This window comes from Ktedonobacteraceae bacterium (assembly GCA_035653615.1).
In the GTDB taxonomy this organism is placed as follows: domain Bacteria; phylum Chloroflexota; class Ktedonobacteria; order Ktedonobacterales; family Ktedonobacteraceae; genus DASRBN01.
Genome location: DASRBN010000004.1, coordinates 1 through 20,458, shown reverse-complemented (window position 1 = coordinate 20,458; position 20,458 = coordinate 1). Strand labels below are relative to the sequence as shown.

Below are 20,458 nucleotides of genomic sequence, written 5' to 3'. Positions count from 1 at the left end.
CGCACAATGCCGGACACGATTGGTTTCATCGGTCTGGGTATCATGGGCAGGCCGATGGCGCATAACCTGCTCAAGGCCGGTTTTCCGCTGATCGTACAGAATCGCCACCAGGAGGTGACGGATGAATTTTTGGCTGCCGGAGCCGCGGCACGCAATCGACCGGCGAATATCGCCGCGGCCTGCGATGTGATCATCACTATGCTGCCGGGTACTGCTGAAGTTGAGGAGGTTCTGTTTGGCAAGGATGGCGTGGTTGAGGGAGCGCGTGCGGGGTTGATTGCCATTGATATGAGTACTATTTCGCCGGTTGCGACGGGAACCTTCGCGGAACGTTTGGCTGAACGCAGGATAGCAATGCTTGATGCTCCGGTGAGCGGCGGCGATAAGGGGGCGATTGCCGGTACGCTTTCCATTATGGTGGGAGGCGACGAAGGGACGTTTCAACGCTGCCTGCCCATCTTTCAAGCGCTGGGCAAGACGATTGTGCATGTTGGAGAGAATGGCGCGGGCCAGATTGTCAAAGCCTGCAATCAAATTGTCGTTGCTCTCACGATTGAGGCCGTGAGCGAGGCACTGGTACTTGGATCGAAGGCTGGTGTTGACCCGGCTAAGATTCTGCAAGTATTGGGCGGAGGTCTGGCCGCCAATCGCATCATCGAGCTGCGTGGAGCGAACATGCTTGCCCACGATTTTACGCCTGGTGGCCGCGTGCGCTTCCATCACAAAGACCTGGGGTTCGTGCTGGAAGCCGCACGTAGCTACGGTGTCTCGCTGCCTACGACCGCGCTGGTCGATCAAATGTTTGCCTCGCTTGAGCTTCGCGGGCACGGTGATCTCGACCATACGGCCCTACTCACGTATCTTGAGGACCTGGCGGATCATCACATTTGAGATGCCCTGGTGCGCCTTTTACAACGGTGATTATTCCTAAATAGGCTGGGTGACTGAAGTCAGGATAGCTGCACACCCTCGAACGAAAGATTCTTCGCTTCGCTCAGAATGACATGCCGGCATGTCATTCTGAGCGAAGCGAAGAATCTTTCGCACACTTATGAGTAATCAGCAGTTTGGCAGGTTCTAGCCGGGAAAATCCGCCGGAATCCCGTGCATGCCGAGGGTGAGCGAGAGTTCGCCGCCGTGGTGCAGATCATGCTCCATTACGTGCCAGACGACCCAGGCGCGCGACAGGTCAATCCGTTTGCCATCCCATTCATCAGGGAAGGTTTTCTGCATGTCTTCAGGACTCCAGCGTGCCAGGCAGTCCACCATGAATTGCCAGGTACGATCAAGGCCTTGAGCCAGCTTGACAGAGGTGGGGATGGATGGATCCGGCGCTAATGCTGCCTCATTCCACTCCGCATACATCTTCATTTCTTCGCCACCGTCCTCGCCCAGAAAATCGGCGAACCAGCCGGCACGACAGCCGATGATGTGCAGGGCATTTTCGCCGATGGAGCGCAGGTGAGGCGCGGCGCGCAGCTCAAGCTGCTCGGTGGTAAGTGGGGCAATCGCCTTTTTAATACGATCCTGGTACTCTTTCCAATTGGTATAGAACGTCGTAAGTGTGAAGTTGTTTTCAGCCATAGAGTCTATTCCTTTCTGCTACTTTACTCACATGCTACCACAAAAAGCGGTAAGAATCGGTCCTAAATAGTGGGAAATGGGAGGAATGTATGTGATTCATTGAATCCAGATCAAGCTCCAACTCATCCAAATTGTGACCTGTTTCACTGCCCACTTGTGAAGAAAATCACATGCTGAACATGCAGGAAGGTGTAAACTCCTCAGTGAAGAAAAGTTTCTCTTCGCCGTCCTGTATGCTACTCAATTTTTGAGTGTCCCTCTATTCTGATCAACTCCGAAAAAGTTCTTACCAGGTTCGTTTCAAATCAAAAGGGAAAAATGTATGCATCAGGAAATTACCCCTCGCTTGCGCATAACAGGCGCAACTCTTCTCATGATGATGGTCGTGGTTCTGCTTGCCGGTGGCAGAACTGTACAGGCTGCCTCTACATCTAGATTGGTACATGAGAGCAAATCGTGGCAGATCGTTTCCAGCCCCAGCACTTCGGCAACGTACAATTTGTTCAGCGGCGTGGCCGCGTTTTCGGCCAGCGATGTGTGGGCGGTTGGGCAGGTACAGTACTTACCCTCACCGCTTAATCCGATCGTCGAGCACTGGAATGGCAGTACATGGAGCATCGTTTCAACTCCACCTTCCAGCACATTTAGCGAGTTCAACGCCATAGCCACCATCCCTGGAACACACCAATTGTGGGCAGCAGGTACATGGTCAACCAGCAAGCATGGCCAGCAGGGGTTGGCGGAGTTGTGGAACGGGACCCGCTGGAAGATTATCTCCACCGCCGTCGTCAACTCATCCGTCTTCTCTGGAGTTGCGGCTCTTTCAACCACTGATGCCTGGGCGGTTGGCAATTACTATCAAAGCAGTCAAATGCCGAATGCCGCGTTGATCGAACACTGGAATGGGACGAAGTGGAGCCAGGTTCCTGTGGCCTATCCCAGCGGCTCCCAGCACAGTTTCCTCAACAGCATCACCGCCTTTTCCGCCACGGATGCCTGGGCGGTTGGCTCATACGACAATGGCATTGAGTCGCCCGGATATACGCTGGTTGAGCATTGGGACGGTACGCAGTGGAGCATCGTCAGTAGCCCAAGCCCGGCTTCCAACAACAATGTTTTGCTCAGTCTAAGTTCCGTGCCCGGCACGAGCAACCTGATAGCTGCCGGATATACGTTTGATGGTACTAATACGCAGACCCTGGTCGAAGCCTGGAATGGCACTTCCTGGAGCGTGGTCACACTGCCTGCGGTTGGAGTTGGCAGTCAACTGTACAGTATTGTCGCTCTCTCAACGAAAAGCACCTGGATTGTGGGGGATGATTACGATGGTCAGGGGAACACCAGTACACTGATAGAACATTGGAATGGCAAAACATGGAGTGTCGTTTCCAGCCCGAACCCCTCGAATATCAGTATGCTATACGGACTGGCCAAGGTACCACATAGCGGTACGCTGTGGGCCGTGGGGTCCTATTATAATAGCCAGAGCGACGAGTTGACGTTGACCGAGCAGTATAGTTAGCGGAAACAAGCATGCCGGCATTGTGGTGACCCCAGGTAGTTGGATGCGTGAAGTACCTATGGAAACGACGTAGGGGCCGATAATGAGTTTTACCAGCGGTTCCAGTAATGAACGCGGGCCGATACATCGGCGGTGCCCGCGATCAATCGGGGCCTACGGCTCCGCCGTGGGATATGCATTCCATCGCCACGGGAGCCGTAGGGGCCGGGCGGTCCTGTCTGGGGGACAGGCATACCGCGCCCACCGCCGATTGATCGGCCTTCCATCGCGGCGGAGCCGTAGGGGCCGATGTATCGTACACACCGCCGATGTATCGGCCTCTATGGGTACCTGTCTATCAGATCTTTAAAGCAATGCTGCTTTAGCCCAGGTCGCGCAGGCGGCGCTCGGCTTCATCTAAAGTGATGCTGCCAGTTGCCAACTCCGCGAGGATATTGCGCCGCATCTCATCGCGTTCCTGGCTGGTGAATCTTGACGAGGGGGTGTTCATGGTACCGGCGCCTTCGTCCGCGGATGGTTCCTCGCTCACTTCGTACTCAACGGGTACGCGCTGCGCCCGGGTTTTCTTGGCGGCGGCCTGCGCCTCCTCCTGGCGTTTTTCCCACTCGAGGCGCAGCCTTCTGAGCGTCTTCTCAAGCTCTTCCATGGCCTTATCCACGGCTGATCTCATCTCATGCTCTATAGCATCCCAGTCCCTGTCGCGCATGTGCTTTGAGGCGCGCTCGGCATAACCTCGGGCACGCTCCGCCGTGCGCCGCGCCGCCTTTTCGGCCTTCTCGCGAATATCGTCGAGACGCTCGTCGTATTCACCATAAGTGTGGGGTATTTTTCCACGCTCCCATTCGATACCGAAGTCGGGCGTAAAGGGGGTGCCCATGCCATCAGGATCATTTTCCTCTACAAATGGCCCCTGGAAATGGAACCACACGCGTCCCGGCTCCCGATTCCACTGCGCGCGAAAACGGCTGCGGCCAAAGCTGGCCTCCCATGTCTGCGGACCCCGCTTCTCTCGCTCTTTATCACTCGAGGTAAACTCGTTGCTCATAACGGAATAATCTCCTTTCATCGCTTCCTTGCAGCGATTACGTTGACAGTAACGTGCCTGTGTATAATTAATACGTTATAGAAGCCCCAAGGTTGTCGAGTCGCCATAACCAATGGTTCCATAAGGGTTTGTGCCTTCACTAAAAGGGTTATTGCCCTCCAACTCCCGTCAGGAATTGATTCTGACCGCAACTACGCCTGACAATGTGCCAACGAGGATCATCCCATCGAACAGCGTAGGTGTTGCGAAACGCGATGTCTGACCTACGGATAGCGAGGCCACAATACTGCCATCGGACATGTTGAGAGCGTAGAGCGTCCCGTTAGAGTTAATGCTATAGACCGTGTGGCCGCCGATAATGGGCGAACCGGGTATCAGCCCCGAAGCGTGCCAGCCAACGGTTATCTGATTTCCTGCCCCAATGATAACCTGCCGGATTCCATCAACGCATGGAACTATGATGGTTGAGCCTTGCACAGCAGCTCCTCCAAATGCCGTGCAGACAGAGGCCTGCGCGACCTGGCCGCCAACCCCTCCAAGGTGATTGGCGTTCAACAGGTAGGCGTTGCTCGATTTCCCGTCGGCATAAATAAGCCCTCCCGGCAGTAGTACGGGACCCATTGAGCCGAGGTCGGCATCACCTGCATTGTCCCGCGCCCATTGTTGAGGAGCAAAGCCATCCTCTAATTGCAGGGTAGGCGAGAGTTTGAGCACCGAGTCGCTATGATCCCAGTTTCCACCGGTGGACGCGCCATTGCCTACCGAGACATAGATATTGCCGCTAGCATCGACGGACGGACCTGGTGGCGCCCAGATGCCGCCCTCGCGTGACGTAGGAATCGTGTAGACCAGCAAGGGTCCCTGCCCGCTGGTGTGTAAAGCAACGACGCGACCGGTATAGTCGCTGCAATCGCCATCCAGTCCGCCGTAAGCGATGTAGACCATGCCATTGGCAAGCGCGAGCGCCGCGCGCTGCTGATGCGCGCGAGCATCCATGCCAGGAGCGTCAACCGGCTGGCGCACTCGTACCTTGCCCGTGTTTACATCGACACCTACCAGGATATGCGAGTACCCGGTAACCTCGGCTACCGCGTAAACCAGTTGCGTTTGTGGGTCGTAGACCGGCGTGCCCGTGATGCCCAGCGGGTCGATATCCCCACATGGAAGATCAGAGAGCGGAACCGGCGTGCCCACATTTGTATGCCAGAGCACCCGCCCCGTATTGGCGTCGAGCGAGTACAGCGAATCGCCCTCGGTGGCAACGATCACGTGCCCATTGACGACCAGCGGTTCGGCGTAGACAGCGCCATCCAGGTTGGTAGACCATCTCTTCGCCAGGCTTCCGGGATCGGGCGCATTTGCGATATAACCTGTGCGCGTGTTGTCATTATGATACATCGTCCAATCGCTGCCTGTTGTGGTGGAACCCGACGATGGCACGGGAGAAATTACGAGCGTTGGTTGAGGAGTGGACGAATTCGAGGATGGGAAGCCGCCGCAGCTCGTCAGGACAATGAGCAGCGCCAGCATGGTAGGCCATATGAAACAGCGTTTCCGCCGGATGTATGTTTTCAAACGTGAATCTCCTTTTTAGCCACCGCAAATTACCAGTTCACCTATTATACTGCCGTGTCGCAAAGAAAGATTTACGGAGCAGCAGGCAATACTTTAGCGAGCATCGGCCAGAGGGCGGTTGGCTCCCAGGTCGCGCGGTACCAGAAAGCAACCTGGAGATACCTGTTCTGGAATTGCGGAGTCTTCTTCAATATCTGCTGGAAGTTTGTAATGATGTAGTAGAGGTTCTGGGCCGTAGGATACCACAGCGCGTGTTCTACCCCGGATGTGTCGGTGTAGACAACATGGGCGCTGGTGGAATCGTGTAGATTGCTGGCAGCGGCATCAATTTCCGCGGGATCGAGTTGTGACACAAACGCCCGGGCATCGTCATAATCTGGCCCATCGTATATCCACTTGCCGCCCGATAGATGCCACGAAGCGCCATAGAGCGGCAGCTCCCAGATCGTATGTGGCACCATCTGCGGCATGGTCTTCAGTTGGTAGGCCAGCAGTTGTTGCAACCAGGGGACGCTGACTGTGGGGCCAGGCGTGAAGTAGGATTGATCGACCGCCATAATGACCATGAAATCGGCGCAATGCCCCAGCAGCGACCAGTTCTCGAACGCGTTGAGGTGATAATAGGCGTCGGAATCGCTCACTTTGTGGATGAGCGCAATGCCGTAGAGCTTGTGCAGGGGCTTGAGCAAGGCCCATATGTGCTGGTTGTAGGTGGCGAAAAGCTGCTGGATGTTGGGGTAGGCCGCATCGCTGCCCTCCAGGTCCATAATCACACCATCATAGTTAAGGCGCTGTACTTCGCGGATGATCGGCTCGATCAAACTATTATCGCGCGCGGCCCTGGCGATATAGTCCGATTGCTGCTGCGATGTCCACGCACCGGCATCAGCTGTATCCATAGTAATGGTCAGATAGGCCATGCCGCCTTTGCTGTGAATGAGCTGCACGACATTATCCATGCTGGTGCTGCCCGGCATGCAGCTATTGCGCTGGCCGTTGATCAAATGACCATCCGTGGGATCGAGCCAGCCCGTGCCGACCAGGGCAGCGTCGGGATTGGTAGCCGCGGTCTTCATGTATGCCTGCAGGCTGCGCTGGCAATCGTATCCCACTATCCAACCCAACGAGGCCAGTTGCCCATGCAGCAGGCGAGCATCTGATATATCCTGCTGCGCCTGTTGAGATAAAATCGTCGAATTCAGATAGACCAGCGTCTGAGCCTGCGGATCCGTCACCCGCACCAGCCCGATCAGGAGCATTCCGATAACCGGTAGCGCGATCAAGATAAAAGCTCTATAGCGCCTGAAATATGTTGCAAGCATGCCTGACACCCAGCACCCAGTAGGGACAGCGCCTGGGGCCTGTCCGCCCGGAGTCCAATTGGTCGTTGAAAATCATATACGTTTGCTTATCAAATACATCTTAACACATCTTCGCACAAAATAGAACAAAATAACCTGAATGGATTTTGCTCTTCTCGGATCATAGTAGCTTCAGTTTGTCTGCTAGAGCATGTGTAGAAAGGTCGCGCCAGCAGGAGCCAGGGTATCCGGCTGTTGCTCGCGCTCTTTCTATTGCTAGGGAACGGCAATAATGGTATAGTACGTCAAAGATATGTTTTACGAGGACAGGTCCCAGCTCTTTATGTAGAAGGGGTATACATGATGCCGGATGACCAGTTTGAGAGCCAGGATGCACTTCACCAGGTTATGTATGAGGGATTGCCTGATAATTCCCCGCCTCTGCTTCCGCCTACAACTTCAGCTGCCATGACATATTTTGATACCGCACCGGCCAGTTCTGACGAGATTGCTGAGCGAAAACGGGCAGAGGAGGCGCAAAAACTACTGGCCGCTATTGTCACCTCTTCGGATGATGCTATTGTCAGTAAAACCCTCGATGGCATCATCACCAGCTGGAATCGCGCGGCGGAAAAACTCTTTGGCTATAGCGCTGAGGAGGCCGTTGGACGGCATATCACGCTCATTATTCCTCCCGACCGGCACAAAGAAGAGGACGAGATTCTTGCCAGGCTGCGCAAGGGCCTGCGCATCGAGCATTATGAAACGGTACGCGTCACGAAAGATGGTAGATTCATTGATGTATCGCTCAGTATTTCACCTATCAGGGATGCGCAGGGAAGAGTAATCGGCGGAGCAAAAATTGCTCGCGATATCACGCGCCAGAAGACCATGGCCAGGCAACTGCAAGAGGCAGAGGAGCAAGAGCGTTTTCTGACCGAAGTCAGCAAAGTGCTTTCTTCGAGCCTGGATTATTCGGAGACGCTGGCCAATATTGCGCGCCTGATTGTGCCACGGCTGGCCGATTGGTTCGCGGTAGATCTGTTAGATGCCCAGGGGCATTTTGAACTGGTCGTACTCGAACACCAGGACCCGGAGCAGGTGCAATGGGCAAGGGCGTTACGCGAGAAATTTCCCATCGATTATGATGCCCCTGCCGGCACTCCCAACGTCGTACGTACCGGTCGATCCGAACTCTATCCGCAGATTACGGATGAGATGCTGGTGGCCGGCGCCCGCAGCGAGGAGGAACTTGCCATCGCGCGGCAGATTGGCTACAATTCGGTGATGCTGGTACCCCTGGTTGCGCGCGGAAAGACGACCGGTGTGGTTACATTCGTCTCTACCGAATCGGGCAGGAGGTATAACGAGCGTGACCTGGCGCTGGCGGAAGAAGTTGGCCGGCGGGCAGGAGTCGCGCTGGATAATGCGCGGCTGTACCAGGAAGTCCGGCAGGCGCGCGATCAATTGGAGGTTATCCTGCAAGGTGTTGCCGATGGCATTATCGTCTATGATAGAAACAGCCAGATTATTTATGCGAATGAAGCGGCGGCGCGCATGAGCGGCTATGCCTCGGTACAGGACCTGCGACGGGCCCAGCCACTGGAGCCCGTCAACAGATTCAGGCTCACGGACGAACAGGGGCAACGATTCCCTCTTGCTCAACTGCCCCATAGGCGCGTGCTGGGCGGCGAACGCGAGGCGCAGGCAACGATTGGCTATACTGAGAAGGAGAACGGACCTCCTGAACGCTGGTCTCTCGTCAAATCGAGTCCGATCTATGATGAACAGGGGAACGCGCTTTTCGCGATCACGATTTTGCACGATATTACCGAACGCGTGCTGGAGGAGCATCGCAAGGATGAGTTCATTAGCCTGGCCAGTCATGAACTGAAGACCCCGGTCACCAGCCTTAAGGGTTTTGCCTACGTGTTACGGCGCCGCCTGCGCAAGCAAGGCGATGACCAGGCGCTGCATTATCTCACACGCATGGAGGCACAGCTTGATAAGCTGACCAGGCTCGTCAGCGATTTGCTGGACCTCTCGCGCATACAATTGGGCAAGCTGGAATTTCAACTGGCGGCTTTCGACCTGGACACGTTTATCGCGGAAACGGTGGAAAATGTGCAGGCGGCTACTCCAACCCACCGTATAGCTATCGAGGGAAAAGCTGGGGCGCAGGTCTTTGGAGACAGGGACCGGCTTGGGCAGGTGATGATCAATTTGCTGACGAATGCCGTTAAATACTCTCCACAGGCAAACAGGGTGGTAGTGCATGTCGCACGAGATGCTGAATATGCCGTCGTGCGCGTGCAGGATTTTGGCATTGGCATCGACCAGGTCTACCAGCAAAAAATCTTTGAACGTTTCTACCAGGTCACCGACCCGGCGGAAAGAACCTATCCCGGCCTGGGAATTGGATTGCATATCTCAAAAGAGATCGTGGAGCAACACCAGGGCAGAATAGAGGTCTATAGTCGCAAGGGTGAGGGCGCGACGTTTTCTGTTTTTCTGCCGGTACTCGAGGAGGGCTGATAGTGGATTTTCACAAATTATTGCCGCTCTCCACGAAGGCCGATGAATCGGCGGTGTGTACGGTATGCCTGTCCCCCAGACAGGACTGCCCGGCCCCTACGCGGCTTCGCCGCGGGGAATGCCCGACCGTAGGTCCCGATTGATCGGCCCACGTGGCATCGTCGGGACTGAGAGTGGCCTATGAATGTCCCAATTTATCGGCTCCACAAGCATCGTTTGCGCGCCATGCAGCAACGTATTGACCTTGTTTAAAATGCTACCGGCAAGCTGACAAGCCCGCGCAGGTTGAAACCGCCGCGCCAGGTGATAGTATCACGAGGTACATTGAGCCGCAGGTTGGGCATGCGCCGCAGCAGCGTGGTAAAGGCGATGTCTCCTTCGAGCCGAGCCAGGGGGGCACCCAGGCAGATATGAATGCCCTGTCCGAAGGCGATGTGACGATTCAGGTTGCGGGCGATATCCAGCTCTTCGGGGTCCGTAAAGAACGTCTCGTCGCGGTCCGCTGAGGCGAGCATGATGAGTACAAGATCACCTTTGTGGAAGTGCTGCCCGCCCAGCTCGATATCTTCCAGGGCAAAGCGTGGCATGGGCGCAGCAACCGGCCCATTATAGCGCAACAGCTCTTCTACCGCTGACGGCACCAGGCTGGGGTCTGCTTTCAACTTTTCTAACTGGTCGGGGTGATCCAGCAGCATCAGTGTGCCGATGCCGATCAGGTTAGAAGTTGTCTCGTGCCCGGCAAAGATGAGCAGGCCGACCATAGAAAGCAATTCAGACTCGCTGAGGTGGTCACCTTCGTCTTCTTGCGTGATAAGATGGCTGATCAGGTCATCCTGCGGGTGCCGCCTCTTTTCGGCCACCAGCTGCGCGACATAGTCGGAGAATGCGTACATGAGATCGCGGCGTTGCTCCCTGCTGTAATTGCCGCCGCCGGCCAATGCCTGCGACCATTCGCGGATGTACGCGCGGTTTTCGCGTGGGACGCCGAGCATGTCCGAAATGACATTGATGGGCAGCGGATAGGCAAAATCACTCACCAGGTCCATGCTGCCCTGCTCCTGAACCTTATCGAGCAACTCGTCCGCGATCTGCTGGATGTCGGGTCGCAGGCCTGCAATGTACTTCGGGGTGAACGCTTTAGAAACCAGTCCTCGCAGGCGGCGATGGTCCGGCTCATCGACCATAATCATGGAATGGTTTAAGAAGCCCGGCCCCCGATTGAACTGCTGGTCTGTTCCTTTTGAATAGCGTTCGCCGAAAACCGCGGAGCGATCAACCGTGAAGCGCCTATCCTTAAGTACCTGTACTGCTTCCTCCATGCGCGTCACCATCCAGGCCTTCATACCGTCGCCATAGGGAAGAGGAATTTCCACGATGGCTCCCATTGCCCGCATGTTGGCAAGCATAGGGTAAGGATTTTCTGTAAACTGGCCTTCAAAAAAGCGAAAAGGGAATGGCCCCGGCTGGTTCGCGGGCGAAGTCGTCATAATGGTATTTCCTTTCCTACGATTGCGACCAGGGCACGGGCAACGCACTCGTTCCAAGCAGGTGGAACGTCGCTTTGACCGGCCCGAAGCTAATCACGTCTCCGTCCTGTAGTGATGCCGGCTGCATCGGAGCCAATATTGTATCGCCAAGGCGCGTCTTATTGCGGCTATTGAGGTCTTCGACAGAGAAAGAATTGCCCTCCACCCGAATACGGGCGTGCTGGCGCGAGACTTTGGTTGAGGAATCGAATGGCGCGAGGTCGATCTGTGGTTTGATACCGCTCTTAGGGTCGGCCCGCCCGATAAGTACAGCGTCTTCTTTGATGGCGATGCGCCGCGGGGCCTGCCCATGCTGCTCGATATCCAGAAAGGCGTAAGTTTTTGCGCTCTCCGGCGCGACCTGGCCGATTCTGATTTTGGGCCTGACGATGGTCTCCTCGCCAACATCAAGGGGTTGATTGGCGACAGGCATGGGTCTGCGGATCGTCTCCTGACCAACTTCCTGTTCTTGATCTACGTGGGACTCTGGCCTGCGTATGGTCTCCGCGCCGGTCTCTGACTCTTGCTCCGTAGCGGGCACAGGGCCTGACTGGTTGGGTGCGACCGGAAATGATTTCATTACCGCGAGCAGGGTGGCTTCGTGTTCTGGACGCTGCAATGGGTGGTCCGGTTCAAGTTCCGGCAGCGCCGAAAGGACTCTGCCGTTGCGAACGAATAGTCGTCTCCAGTTGGATGGATCGAGAGGAATAAGCGCGTGGCGCTGGCGGCGAGCGGACTCAATAGCATTGGCACGTGCGCCGGAGTCGGTACCGCCGGCCCTATTGATCTGTTCGATACGTTCGGCGCCAAAGTTGATGGGGGCGGCCTGGCTATATTCCGTCGCGCTCACGTGAAGCCAGGCAAGGGTATCTTCCTTGATGCTGTCCGCGAGCTTGCGAATAGCGATAGAGGGTGAAGCGCCTGCATCGCGCGCCCGCCAGTATTCGAGGACGCGGTAGCCGTGGCCGATCATTCCCGTCATCGCCCCGCCGCTGGTCAGGAAGTGGCCATTGCCGAAGGAATCGCCCGCGACTACACCGTTGGCGGCAACCTGCGCGTCGTCTCCAACCCTTTCAACGAGGCTGAATAATGTCGGGCCGTAGATCATCTGCACCTGCATCAGTTGATTGCGGGGAATATCCAGGATTTCCTCGGCCTGCCGCATGTAGTAGTCGTAGATCAGGTGCTGGTAAGAGGCGAAGTATTCGGGCGAGCCGGGATCGGTTCCCACGGGTACGAGACCCGCCACAATGGGATCGAAGGTCTTGAAGTCTGGCACCTGGACCAGCACCCAACCAACCTCCGGGTCATTCTCGTGGCCCACCGCGATCTGCCGCACCCAGTATTCTCTGCCGTTTTCGTCAAAGGCCGAGGAGATGCGCCGTCGCAGGCGTCCGCCGATAAGTACCTCAATCAGACCGGCCAGGAAGTCTGCCTGCGCGACGACCAGCCCGCGCCCGTCACCGTGATCGACCTTGACATCCTTTTGCTCAAATCCCAGGCGTCTCGCATCGGAACTACTGAACCCTTCGGCGATCATGAACAATTCGGGCACGCCGAGGTCAATCGGCTCGCTACCCGGCACGCGCACGCGCACGAATTGCCCCTTGAAATCGAATTCCTGCAGGGCTTCGATGCGAACCTGCAGGCGACCATCGGGAAGGTGGATAAACCCCTCGCCCTCGGTTGGAATTACGCGGTGGTGCGTATAGAGTTGGACGCGGGGCTTGCTGTTCGTCTTGCGGTCGATCTCTTCCAGCTTCTCGAGGTAGCGGCGCAGCAACTTCTGGATGGAGGCGGCTTCGGCCTGGAAAGTGGACGGGCCATCCAGCACCTCGACCATGCTGGTACGAATCTTGCGCGGGTCAGGATGGTCTGGTGGCTCAGGTGGGTCCAGCACGGTAATGACACGGTTGGGCAAGCCATCGCGCCAGCGGTCGTCGATGAATTCAACGTGATGAATGGTGCCTACGATATGCTGGTCAGAGTCGAAGCCGTCAATGATTTCGTCGGCAACGATGTCTCCGGCAACCGTATGCGGGCTATAGAAGCATTCCGCGAGGCGAAATAGTCGTCCGTCACCACGGCGCGGCAGTTGCTCCTCGCTATAGCGTTCGAGCATCAACTGGTCGATCAGGCCCAGCTGGTGATAAAAGTCTTCACGAATATTCCAATGCACGCCGAGAAAGGGATCGCCGCGCATTTCGACGCCAACGGCCTGACGGCCCGCTGCAACAGTCCACAGCATGGCCATCATATTCGTGCCGCCCATGCCTATCGCCAGGAAATCTGGATTGGTTATTCTATTCATGGTTCCCTCCTGATCAATATACGTCGGAATGCGCTCTTTTTCGATAGTCTTTTGTGCCTATTCAGGACGATGCCCGCGCGCTATTTCACACGTAATTGCCTGATGCCATTTTCAAGAGGAGTATAACAGAAAACTGCTGCACTTGCTATGAATGCTGTCCCTTTTTGAAAGGTATCGTACCCTGAGGAGGGCGACCACAAGAGTTCACAAGGTAGCGCCCTTACAATGACTACGTTGTGTTGTATACTAGCGTGAAGAAGATGAGAGGAAAGGCGATGAGCGTAGTATGAAAGAAAGAGCAGTATGTGCTGGTGACGCGTGATTTTTCGGAGACAGAGACGCTTGTTCTGCCTTTCAGGAAGTATCAAATTGTGATGAGCGTGCAGGCTTTGCATCACAAAAAATAGGCTATCTTTCGCTTTGTGGCCGATCTGCTTGCTGAGGACGGCATCTTTCTGCTCATGGACCGCATCGCCCTGGATGCAGATCATTTCGCGGACCTTTATCGAGTTGCCTGGAATCACCTGGAGAAGGGAAGTGCGGTAAAGAGTGGCCAGAGCGGGGATGAATTCCTGAAGCAATTGGAACACAAGGAAGACCATCCCGCGACACTAGAAGAGCACCTGCGCTGGCTGCGCGAGGCGAGTTTTTCCGCCACCTGTTTGCATTGCTATCTCAACCGCGCGCTGTTTGTCGCGAAGCTGCGATGAGGCCGATTCATCGGCTTGTGTGTTGTTCAAGTTTTTCCAGTGAGACCTCGGTCTTCTCGATTTATCGTACACACCGCCGATTCATCGGCTTGTGTGGGATGGCCGGAATCATTTGTAAAAACTCTTGATCGATCTATGCCAGTCATGGATTCAGCGCGTAGACAAAGTCATCGTTCGAACCGATGGCGATCAGGCTGTCTACTGCCGGCGAGGAGAGAACCTGGTCGCCCGTCTTGAAAGACCAGATTTTCTTGCCGGTCGCGGCGTTGAGAGCATAGACATTGGAGTCGTCGGAGCCGATGTAGACGACGCCATTGGCTATGGCCGGCGAGGAAGTGACGGTGTTACCCGTCTGGAACGACCATACCTGGGAGCCACCAGCTTTGGGGGAAGCGAAAGCGAGCAATGGACTCGCGGCAAGGACAGCCATGAGGGTACAGAGTAGAAAGGCCGCCTGAATAGAGCGAATCGGCGCCGACCTTGTAGCTGGAATCATCATCATGTTCTCCTTTACATGCTGGCCCCTGCCGGCGCATAAGCCGCCTGGTTGCCCGGTAACATACGACTCCCCTTTGTAATAGATGATGTGGATAGAGGGAACAGCTGGCTTCTTTCAGCGATTGTACTGAAAGCGACAGTACCTCAAGTATAAATTTCTGAGTTTCGATGATCAAGGTAAAATACGCAGCAATATTACCTACTCTGGACCAGGTATAGAGGTGGATGAAAGGGCCAATAGACAGGAATATGCAGATGTGCTATATTTTAGCGGTGGGATATAGGCAATTTTACTGCTCAGGAAGTCACACTGGTAAGAAGGAGGTTTGTCGGCCAATGGCTTCGCATATTCTTATCATCGACGATGACTCATCCTTATTGGAGCTATACCAGCTCTTGCTGGAGGCGGAAGGCTACCGGGTGACGACTTCGAGGAGCGCCTATGAGCAAGTCGCGGATGTAGAGCAGCTGCAACCTGACCTGATACTGATGGATATGAAGCTGGGGGGAAAAGAAAGCGGGTTCCTGCTGTTACAGAAGCTGAGGTTGTACCGACCGACCAAAGACATTCCGGTGATTATCTGTACGGCGGCGGTACAGGTGGTGCGGGAGCAGGAAGAGACTTTGAAAGAGAAAGGCATCCCCATTCTTTACAAGCCGTTTGAGATTGACGAACTCTTACGGGTGGTTCAGCAATTCCTGCCATCCTCAAACCACTAAGAGCATCCCCTGAGTCTCTCTTCACCGGAAGAGATAGAAGTGCCACTGCTACAGCGAAATATTCTTCGAATATAAGCTCTGCCGCGAGAGTCGCAGTGACGGGATCGCTGAGCACGATCTCTCGCAACGCGCCAGAAGCGACTTCAGGGCAAAACACCCCAAAAATGCCCTCTTTTTTTTGACCCAAAAATAGCCCAAAAATCGAGTCTCTCGCAAACGCTTGCATGGATCGGCTTGTTATGCTATACTAGGGGGGTAGCAGGCTAAATGGCTTGGGATGCCCGTTGGGGATTGAAACGTCGCAATATCCTGGGCAAACTTTGCCAGATATTGATATGGCTAAATGGCTTGGGATGCCCGTTGGGGATTGAAACGCGCCATTGCTGAGCTTTCCCGTTCCACGTAACCTCAGGCTAAATGGCTTGGGATGCCCGTTGGGGATTGAAACTGCTCAGGATGACGCAGGACGTAGCCGGTAAACGAGGGCTAAATGGCTTGGGATGCCCGTTGGGGATTGAAACTTCCTCGGTCAAATCCTTGTCCGCAAGCCGCTCTTTGGCTAAATGGCTTGGGATGCCCGTTGGGGATTGAAACTGTATCTTGCAGCCACGCGCCGCGCATTCTTCAGCAAGGGCTAAATGGCTTGGGATGCCCGTTGGGGATTGAAACTGCATGGATGGCAGAGCCAGCACCTCACCCGTATAGGCGGCTAAATGGCTTGGGATGCCCGTTGGGGATTGAAACTTCCCGCCAGATCGAGTAACTTACAGCATAATCATAGTGGGCTAAATGGCTTGGGATGCCCGTTGGGGATTGAAACTCATGACGCGCCAGCCTATCCTGCTCGCCTCTGACCGGCTAAATGGCTTGGGATGCCCGTTGGGGATTGAAACCATCCCAGGGGCGCACCGAACGCTTGCAGTTCAGCGGCTAAATGGCTTGGGATGCCCGTTGGGGATTGAAACGGCTCCCACGTGTCGATCACCCCCTGGTAGCGCAAGAGGCTAAATGGCTTGGGATGCCCGTTGGGGATTGAAACCGTACTAAGTTGGGAATGACACAGGCCCAACTGGCCGCGGCTAAATGGCTTGGGATGCCCGTTGGGGATTGAAACGTCGCGCTGGCACTTGCTATCGCCCGTCGTCAGCGCGGGGCTAAATGGCTTGGGATGCCCGTTGGGGATTGAAACTTCCTGGTTGGGTAGTTCCCCATAGGCTGGTGCCTCTGGCTAAATGGCTTGGGATGCCCGTTGGGGATTGAAACTGAGCTTTTCCAGGCCGCAATGAAAGCGCCCGGCTTCAAGGCTAAATGGCTTGGGATGCCCGTTGGGGATTGAAACGGCTGTCCGTCGAACGGTGTTAACTGATATTCGACTACGGCTAAATGGCTTGGGATGCCCGTTGGGGATTGAAACCCAAATCAGTATGCAAGCTGGGATAGACCTGAGACAATGGCTAAATGGCTTGGGATGCCCGTTGGGGATTGAAACCGTACATGTTTTTGACTCCTTGACTTTTGTTTGTCAGGCTAAATGGCTTGGGATGCCCGTTGGGGATTGAAACTTTCGTAGCGGGTGAGTGTTGCATGGGTGCAACACCGGCTAAATGGCTTGGGATGCCCGTTGGGGATTGAAACGCATTATTTTCAACACCTGTACAGGGCATCCGCCAGCCCGGCTAAATGGCTTGGGATGCCCGTTGGGGATTGAAACGCTTCAAAACTGAACTCGCGGCCATCTTTCTTGTAGTAGGCTAAATGGCTTGGGATGCCCGTTGGGGATTGAAACGCATGGCTTTACGCTGCTCCCATCCGCATGAACGCCTGGGCTAAATGGCTTGGGATGCCCGTTGGGGATTGAAACGATTAAGTGCTACAGCGGTATTAATTGCCGTGTTGTTGGGGCTAAATGGCTTGGGATGCCCGTTGGGGATTGAAACTGGTGAGCCTTTTCTCGTTGTTCCACCACCCCCAGAGGGCTAAATGGCTTGGGATGCCCGTTGGGGATTGAAACACCTGTTGACCCGGCTGACCCTCATCGTGGAAAGCGGCTAAATGGCTTGGGATGCCCGTTGGGGATTGAAACCAACATTCCAACAGGCTCCGGCATGGCGGCCAACAACTGGCTAAATGGCTTGGGATGCCCGTTGGGGATTGAAACTCTCTTGCTGCTGCTGCTGTTCAGTACTCATGCCTCTCGGCTAAATGGCTTGGGATGCCCGTTGGGGATTGAAACGGGATATGTATAGCTCGTATAAGTACGGTACGCTCAAAGGCTAAATGGCTTGGGATGCCCGTTGGGGATTGAAACTGATAAGGAGCTACTCCTGCCCGGTATACAGTTCGTGGCTAAATGGCTTGGGATGCCCGTTGGGGATTGAAACAAAAGAGGCCCAAGACTGTCTGGTCACTATGGACGAAGGCTAAATGGCTTGGGATGCCCGTTGGGGATTGAAACAAACACGTTCTGCGTGTAGTACAGGCCATTGCCACTGGGGGCTAAATGGCTTGGGATGCCCGTTGGGGATTGAAACACCTCTTTCATAAAGGCCGACAGACTCATAACTGCCCGGCTAAATGGCTTGGGATGCCCGTTGGGGATTGAAACTTTATTGTATGGTTCAAGCACTGCTTCTTGTTCTGGGCTAAATGGCTTGGGATGCCCGTTGGGGATTGAAACCCTGATACCACTGCACCAGGCCGTTTTCCCCATAGACGGCTAAATGGCTTGGGATGCCCGTTGGGGATTGAAACTTTGTGTCACTCACCGGAAGCTGGAGTGCCTACAGGAAGGCTAAATGGCTTGGGATGCCCGTTGGGGATTGAAACTAATTGTCTCATCGCTCAGGCCGCGCTTTCTCAAATAGTGGCTAAATGGCTTGGGATGCCCGTTGGGGATTGAAACTGGATAAAATGGGCATCACATCATCGCCCACTTTGATCGGCTAAATGGCTTGGGATGCCCGTTGGGGATTGAAACTCATCTTCGATCAGGTTCTGCATGCCAAGTTTGTTTTTGGCTAAATGGCTTGGGATGCCCGTTGGGGATTGAAACAGCGGCTGTTCGTCAAATGTTGTATGCCGAGAAAGTGGCTAAATGGCTTGGGATGCCCGTTGGGGATTGAAACCGACTGGATGGATTCGGGGTGGGTGAGCAGCCGCCCGGGCTAAATGGCTTGGGATGCCCGTTGGGGATTGAAACTGCTGCCTCGTTGAGCCGCTGCGTCTCCTCCTGCTGGCGGCTAAATGGCTTGGGATGCCCGTTGGGGATTGAAACTGTCAGTGGTACTTCGACAGCAAGGCGGGGCATCCTGAGGCTAAATGGCTTGGGATGCCCGTTGGGGATTGAAACGAAAGCGCCACGTCCATCGTTATACCGTGTTTGCGGGCGGGCTAAATGGCTTGGGATGCCCGTTGGGGATTGAAACATCATCTGGCCGATGAAGATTCCCAGTTTGCCTGCGGCCGGCTAAATGGCTTGGGATGCCCGTTGGGGATTGAAACGTATAGGCCAGCGTGATATGCGGAGTGTAGGCAAAGGGCTAAATGGCTTGGGATGCCCGTTGGGGATTGAAACTAACTACGGCCTTGTAGACACGGGTGCCGTTGGTAGACGGGCTAAATGGCTTGGGATGCCCGTTGGGGATTGAAACAGCATACCGTGCCTTCGTACCTGAGATAAGCTCATCAGGCTAAATGGCTTGGGATGCCCGTTGGGGATTGAAACGCACGACATGTTTTGTGGTCATACCGCAACCTCCACGAGGGCTAAATGGCTTGGGATGCCCGTTGGGGATTGAAACCGCCTGGCGCACTTGCGCTAAACGGCGTGATGCTGTAGGCTAAATGGCTTGGGATGCCCGTTGGGGATTGAAACTCACAGGTACCATGGTCGCGGTGCCGGGGCGCCGAGGCTAAATGGCTTGGGATGCCCGTTGGGGATTGAAACGGCTATCGGCAGGCAGCTCTACCTGTTTCGTATTCCGGCTAAATGGCTTGGGATGCCCGTTGGGGATTGAAACCAAGAGACGGGGAGGGGAGCCAGCACTCTCTTTTCTATGGCTAAATGGCTTGGGATGCCCGTTGGGGATTGAAACAATTCGCCATCGGTCGTGCCAAATTGAAAATTGACATCGGCTAAATGGCTTGGGATGCCCGTTGGGGATTGAAACTAGACGACTTCGTAGGCTTCTACCGGCAAATCCAGCTGGCTAAATGGCTTGGGATGCCCGTTGGGGATTGAAACATACTGGAGCTTCACGTTGGCGCGATTGACCGGAATCGGGCTAAATGGCTTGGGATGCCCGTTGGGGATTGAAACCTTCTTCTATGACGCTGAGCACATGGCTGCGAACAAGGCTAAATGGCTTGGGATGCCCGTTGGGGATTGAAACGTGCAGGGCGCGCATGTGAAGCGCCTCTTGATGGAGGGCTAAATGGCTTGGGATGCCCGTTGGGGATTGAAACCCAGAGGTATTGATAGCCGGCACGAAATTCTATTGCTGGCTAAATGGCTTGGGATGCCCGTTGGGGATTGAAACACGGCTCCGGAGTGTTCCACCACTCGCGGGGCCAAGGGCTAAATGGCTTGGGATGCCCGTTGGGGATTGAAACCTGTCGGTCTGACTCGATGCCTTGCCCTTGCAAGTGGGCTAAATGGCTTGGGATGCCCGTTGGGGATTGAAACCGCTATGATGCGCGGGGGCTGTGGTAGCAGTAGGCGGGCTAAATGGCTTGGGATGCCCGTTGGGGATTGAAACGTCGCGCTCGTGCTACTCGTGGCTTGCGGTGACACGCCGGCTAAATGGCTTGGGATGCCCGTTGGGGATTGAAACGATGCCAGCAAGATACAATCTCGCAATCCTGGGTACTGCGGCTAAATGGCTTGGGATGCCCGTTGGGGATTGAAACTCCAGTGGTTATATCCGGCCATCGGACGTCCTCACTTGGCTAAATGGCTTGGGATGCCCGTTGGGGATTGAAACCTGTTGCTGCACTACAGTTGCACTTCACACGAGACAGCCGCCCCCAAGCCTCCCGCGGAAGCATACCAAGCAAGCGAGCGGCTAGTTCAACTGAGCCTCGAGCGCCGCCGCCACCTGTTCCAACACCGCACTGGTCAGCTCCTGGGTAG

13 protein-coding genes and 1 CRISPR repeat array are annotated in these 20,458 nt (G+C 55.2%); of the genes, 5 read left to right on the top strand and 8 right to left on the bottom strand.

Annotated features, from left to right (window positions below; genetic code table 11):
• Nucleotides 1-6 precede the first annotated feature (6 nt).
• Nucleotides 7-891 carry a 2-hydroxy-3-oxopropionate reductase gene (locus VFA09_02460; protein HZU66116.1) on the top strand — a complete coding sequence of 295 codons (885 nt, stop codon included), beginning with the start codon at nucleotides 7-9 and terminating at the stop codon, nucleotides 889-891.
• 186 nt (nucleotides 892-1,077) lie between these two features.
• Here VFA09_02460 and VFA09_02455 read toward each other — a convergent pair whose 3' ends face one another.
• Nucleotides 1,078-1,584 (bottom strand): DinB family protein, encoded by a 507-nt coding sequence (locus VFA09_02455; GenBank protein HZU66115.1) that lies wholly within the window; start codon nucleotides 1,582-1,584, stop codon nucleotides 1,078-1,080.
• 322 nt (nucleotides 1,585-1,906) lie between these two features.
• Here VFA09_02455 and VFA09_02450 point away from each other — a divergent pair, with 322 nt between their 5' ends.
• Nucleotides 1,907-3,106: a hypothetical protein gene (locus tag VFA09_02450; GenBank protein HZU66114.1), complete on the top strand. Its 1,200-nt coding sequence runs from the start codon at nucleotides 1,907-1,909 to the stop codon at nucleotides 3,104-3,106.
• An 89-nt stretch (nucleotides 3,107-3,195) separates the two neighbouring features.
• Here VFA09_02450 and VFA09_02445 read toward each other — a convergent pair whose 3' ends face one another.
• The 4 genes from VFA09_02445 to VFA09_02430 all read right to left on the bottom strand — a co-directional run bounded on the left by VFA09_02445 (nucleotide 3,196) and on the right by VFA09_02430 (nucleotide 7,048).
• Nucleotides 3,196-3,372 (bottom strand): hypothetical protein, encoded by a 177-nt coding sequence (locus VFA09_02445; protein HZU66113.1) that lies wholly within the window; start codon nucleotides 3,370-3,372, stop codon nucleotides 3,196-3,198.
• Between the two features lie 95 nt (nucleotides 3,373-3,467).
• A complete protein-coding gene (locus VFA09_02440) occupies nucleotides 3,468-4,151 on the bottom strand; it encodes a hypothetical protein (GenBank protein ID HZU66112.1) in 684 nt (227 codons plus the stop codon).
• 168 nt (nucleotides 4,152-4,319) lie between these two features.
• Nucleotides 4,320-5,726 (bottom strand): PQQ-binding-like beta-propeller repeat protein, encoded by a 1,407-nt coding sequence (locus VFA09_02435; GenBank protein HZU66111.1) that lies wholly within the window; start codon nucleotides 5,724-5,726, stop codon nucleotides 4,320-4,322.
• A 71-nt stretch (nucleotides 5,727-5,797) separates the two neighbouring features.
• Complete coding sequence (locus VFA09_02430) at nucleotides 5,798-7,048, bottom strand: hypothetical protein (GenBank protein HZU66110.1); 1,251 nt, start codon at nucleotides 7,046-7,048, stop codon at nucleotides 5,798-5,800.
• 339 nt (nucleotides 7,049-7,387) lie between these two features.
• On the opposite strand from VFA09_02430, the gene VFA09_02425 reads away from it, so the two are divergent.
• Nucleotides 7,388-9,562 (top strand): PAS domain S-box protein, encoded by a 2,175-nt coding sequence (locus VFA09_02425; GenBank protein ID HZU66109.1) that lies wholly within the window; start codon nucleotides 7,388-7,390, stop codon nucleotides 9,560-9,562.
• Between the two features lie 248 nt (nucleotides 9,563-9,810).
• Here the strand turns inward: VFA09_02425 and VFA09_02420 are convergent, their stop codons facing one another.
• Together VFA09_02420 and VFA09_02415 are read right to left on the bottom strand one after the other, a co-directional pair.
• Nucleotides 9,811-11,049, bottom strand: coding sequence for a cytochrome P450 (locus VFA09_02420; protein HZU66108.1), 1,239 nt, complete (start codon nucleotides 11,047-11,049; stop codon nucleotides 9,811-9,813).
• Between the two features lie 16 nt (nucleotides 11,050-11,065).
• Nucleotides 11,066-13,399 (bottom strand): FHA domain-containing protein, encoded by a 2,334-nt coding sequence (locus VFA09_02415; protein HZU66107.1) that lies wholly within the window; start codon nucleotides 13,397-13,399, stop codon nucleotides 11,066-11,068.
• Between the two features lie 422 nt (nucleotides 13,400-13,821).
• Here VFA09_02415 and VFA09_02410 point away from each other — a divergent pair, with 422 nt between their 5' ends.
• Nucleotides 13,822-14,109 carry a hypothetical protein gene (locus tag VFA09_02410; protein ID HZU66106.1) on the top strand — a complete coding sequence of 96 codons (288 nt, stop codon included), beginning with the start codon at nucleotides 13,822-13,824 and terminating at the stop codon, nucleotides 14,107-14,109.
• Nucleotides 14,110-14,251: 142 nt separating this feature from the next.
• On the opposite strand, the gene VFA09_02405 is transcribed toward VFA09_02410, so the two are convergent.
• Entirely contained in the window at nucleotides 14,252-14,611 is a 360-nt protein-coding gene (locus tag VFA09_02405; GenBank protein HZU66105.1) for a PQQ-binding-like beta-propeller repeat protein, read from the bottom strand.
• A 332-nt stretch (nucleotides 14,612-14,943) separates the two neighbouring features.
• On the opposite strand from VFA09_02405, the gene VFA09_02400 reads away from it, so the two are divergent.
• Nucleotides 14,944-15,327, top strand: a complete 384-nt coding sequence (locus VFA09_02400; protein ID HZU66104.1) for a response regulator — start codon at nucleotides 14,944-14,946, stop codon at nucleotides 15,325-15,327.
• A 261-nt stretch (nucleotides 15,328-15,588) separates the two neighbouring features.
• Nucleotides 15,589-20,309: direct repeats of the CRISPR family, unit length 37 nt; unit sequence GGCTAAATGGCTTGGGATGCCCGTTGGGGATTGAAAC.
• Nucleotides 20,310-20,458 lie beyond the last annotated feature (149 nt).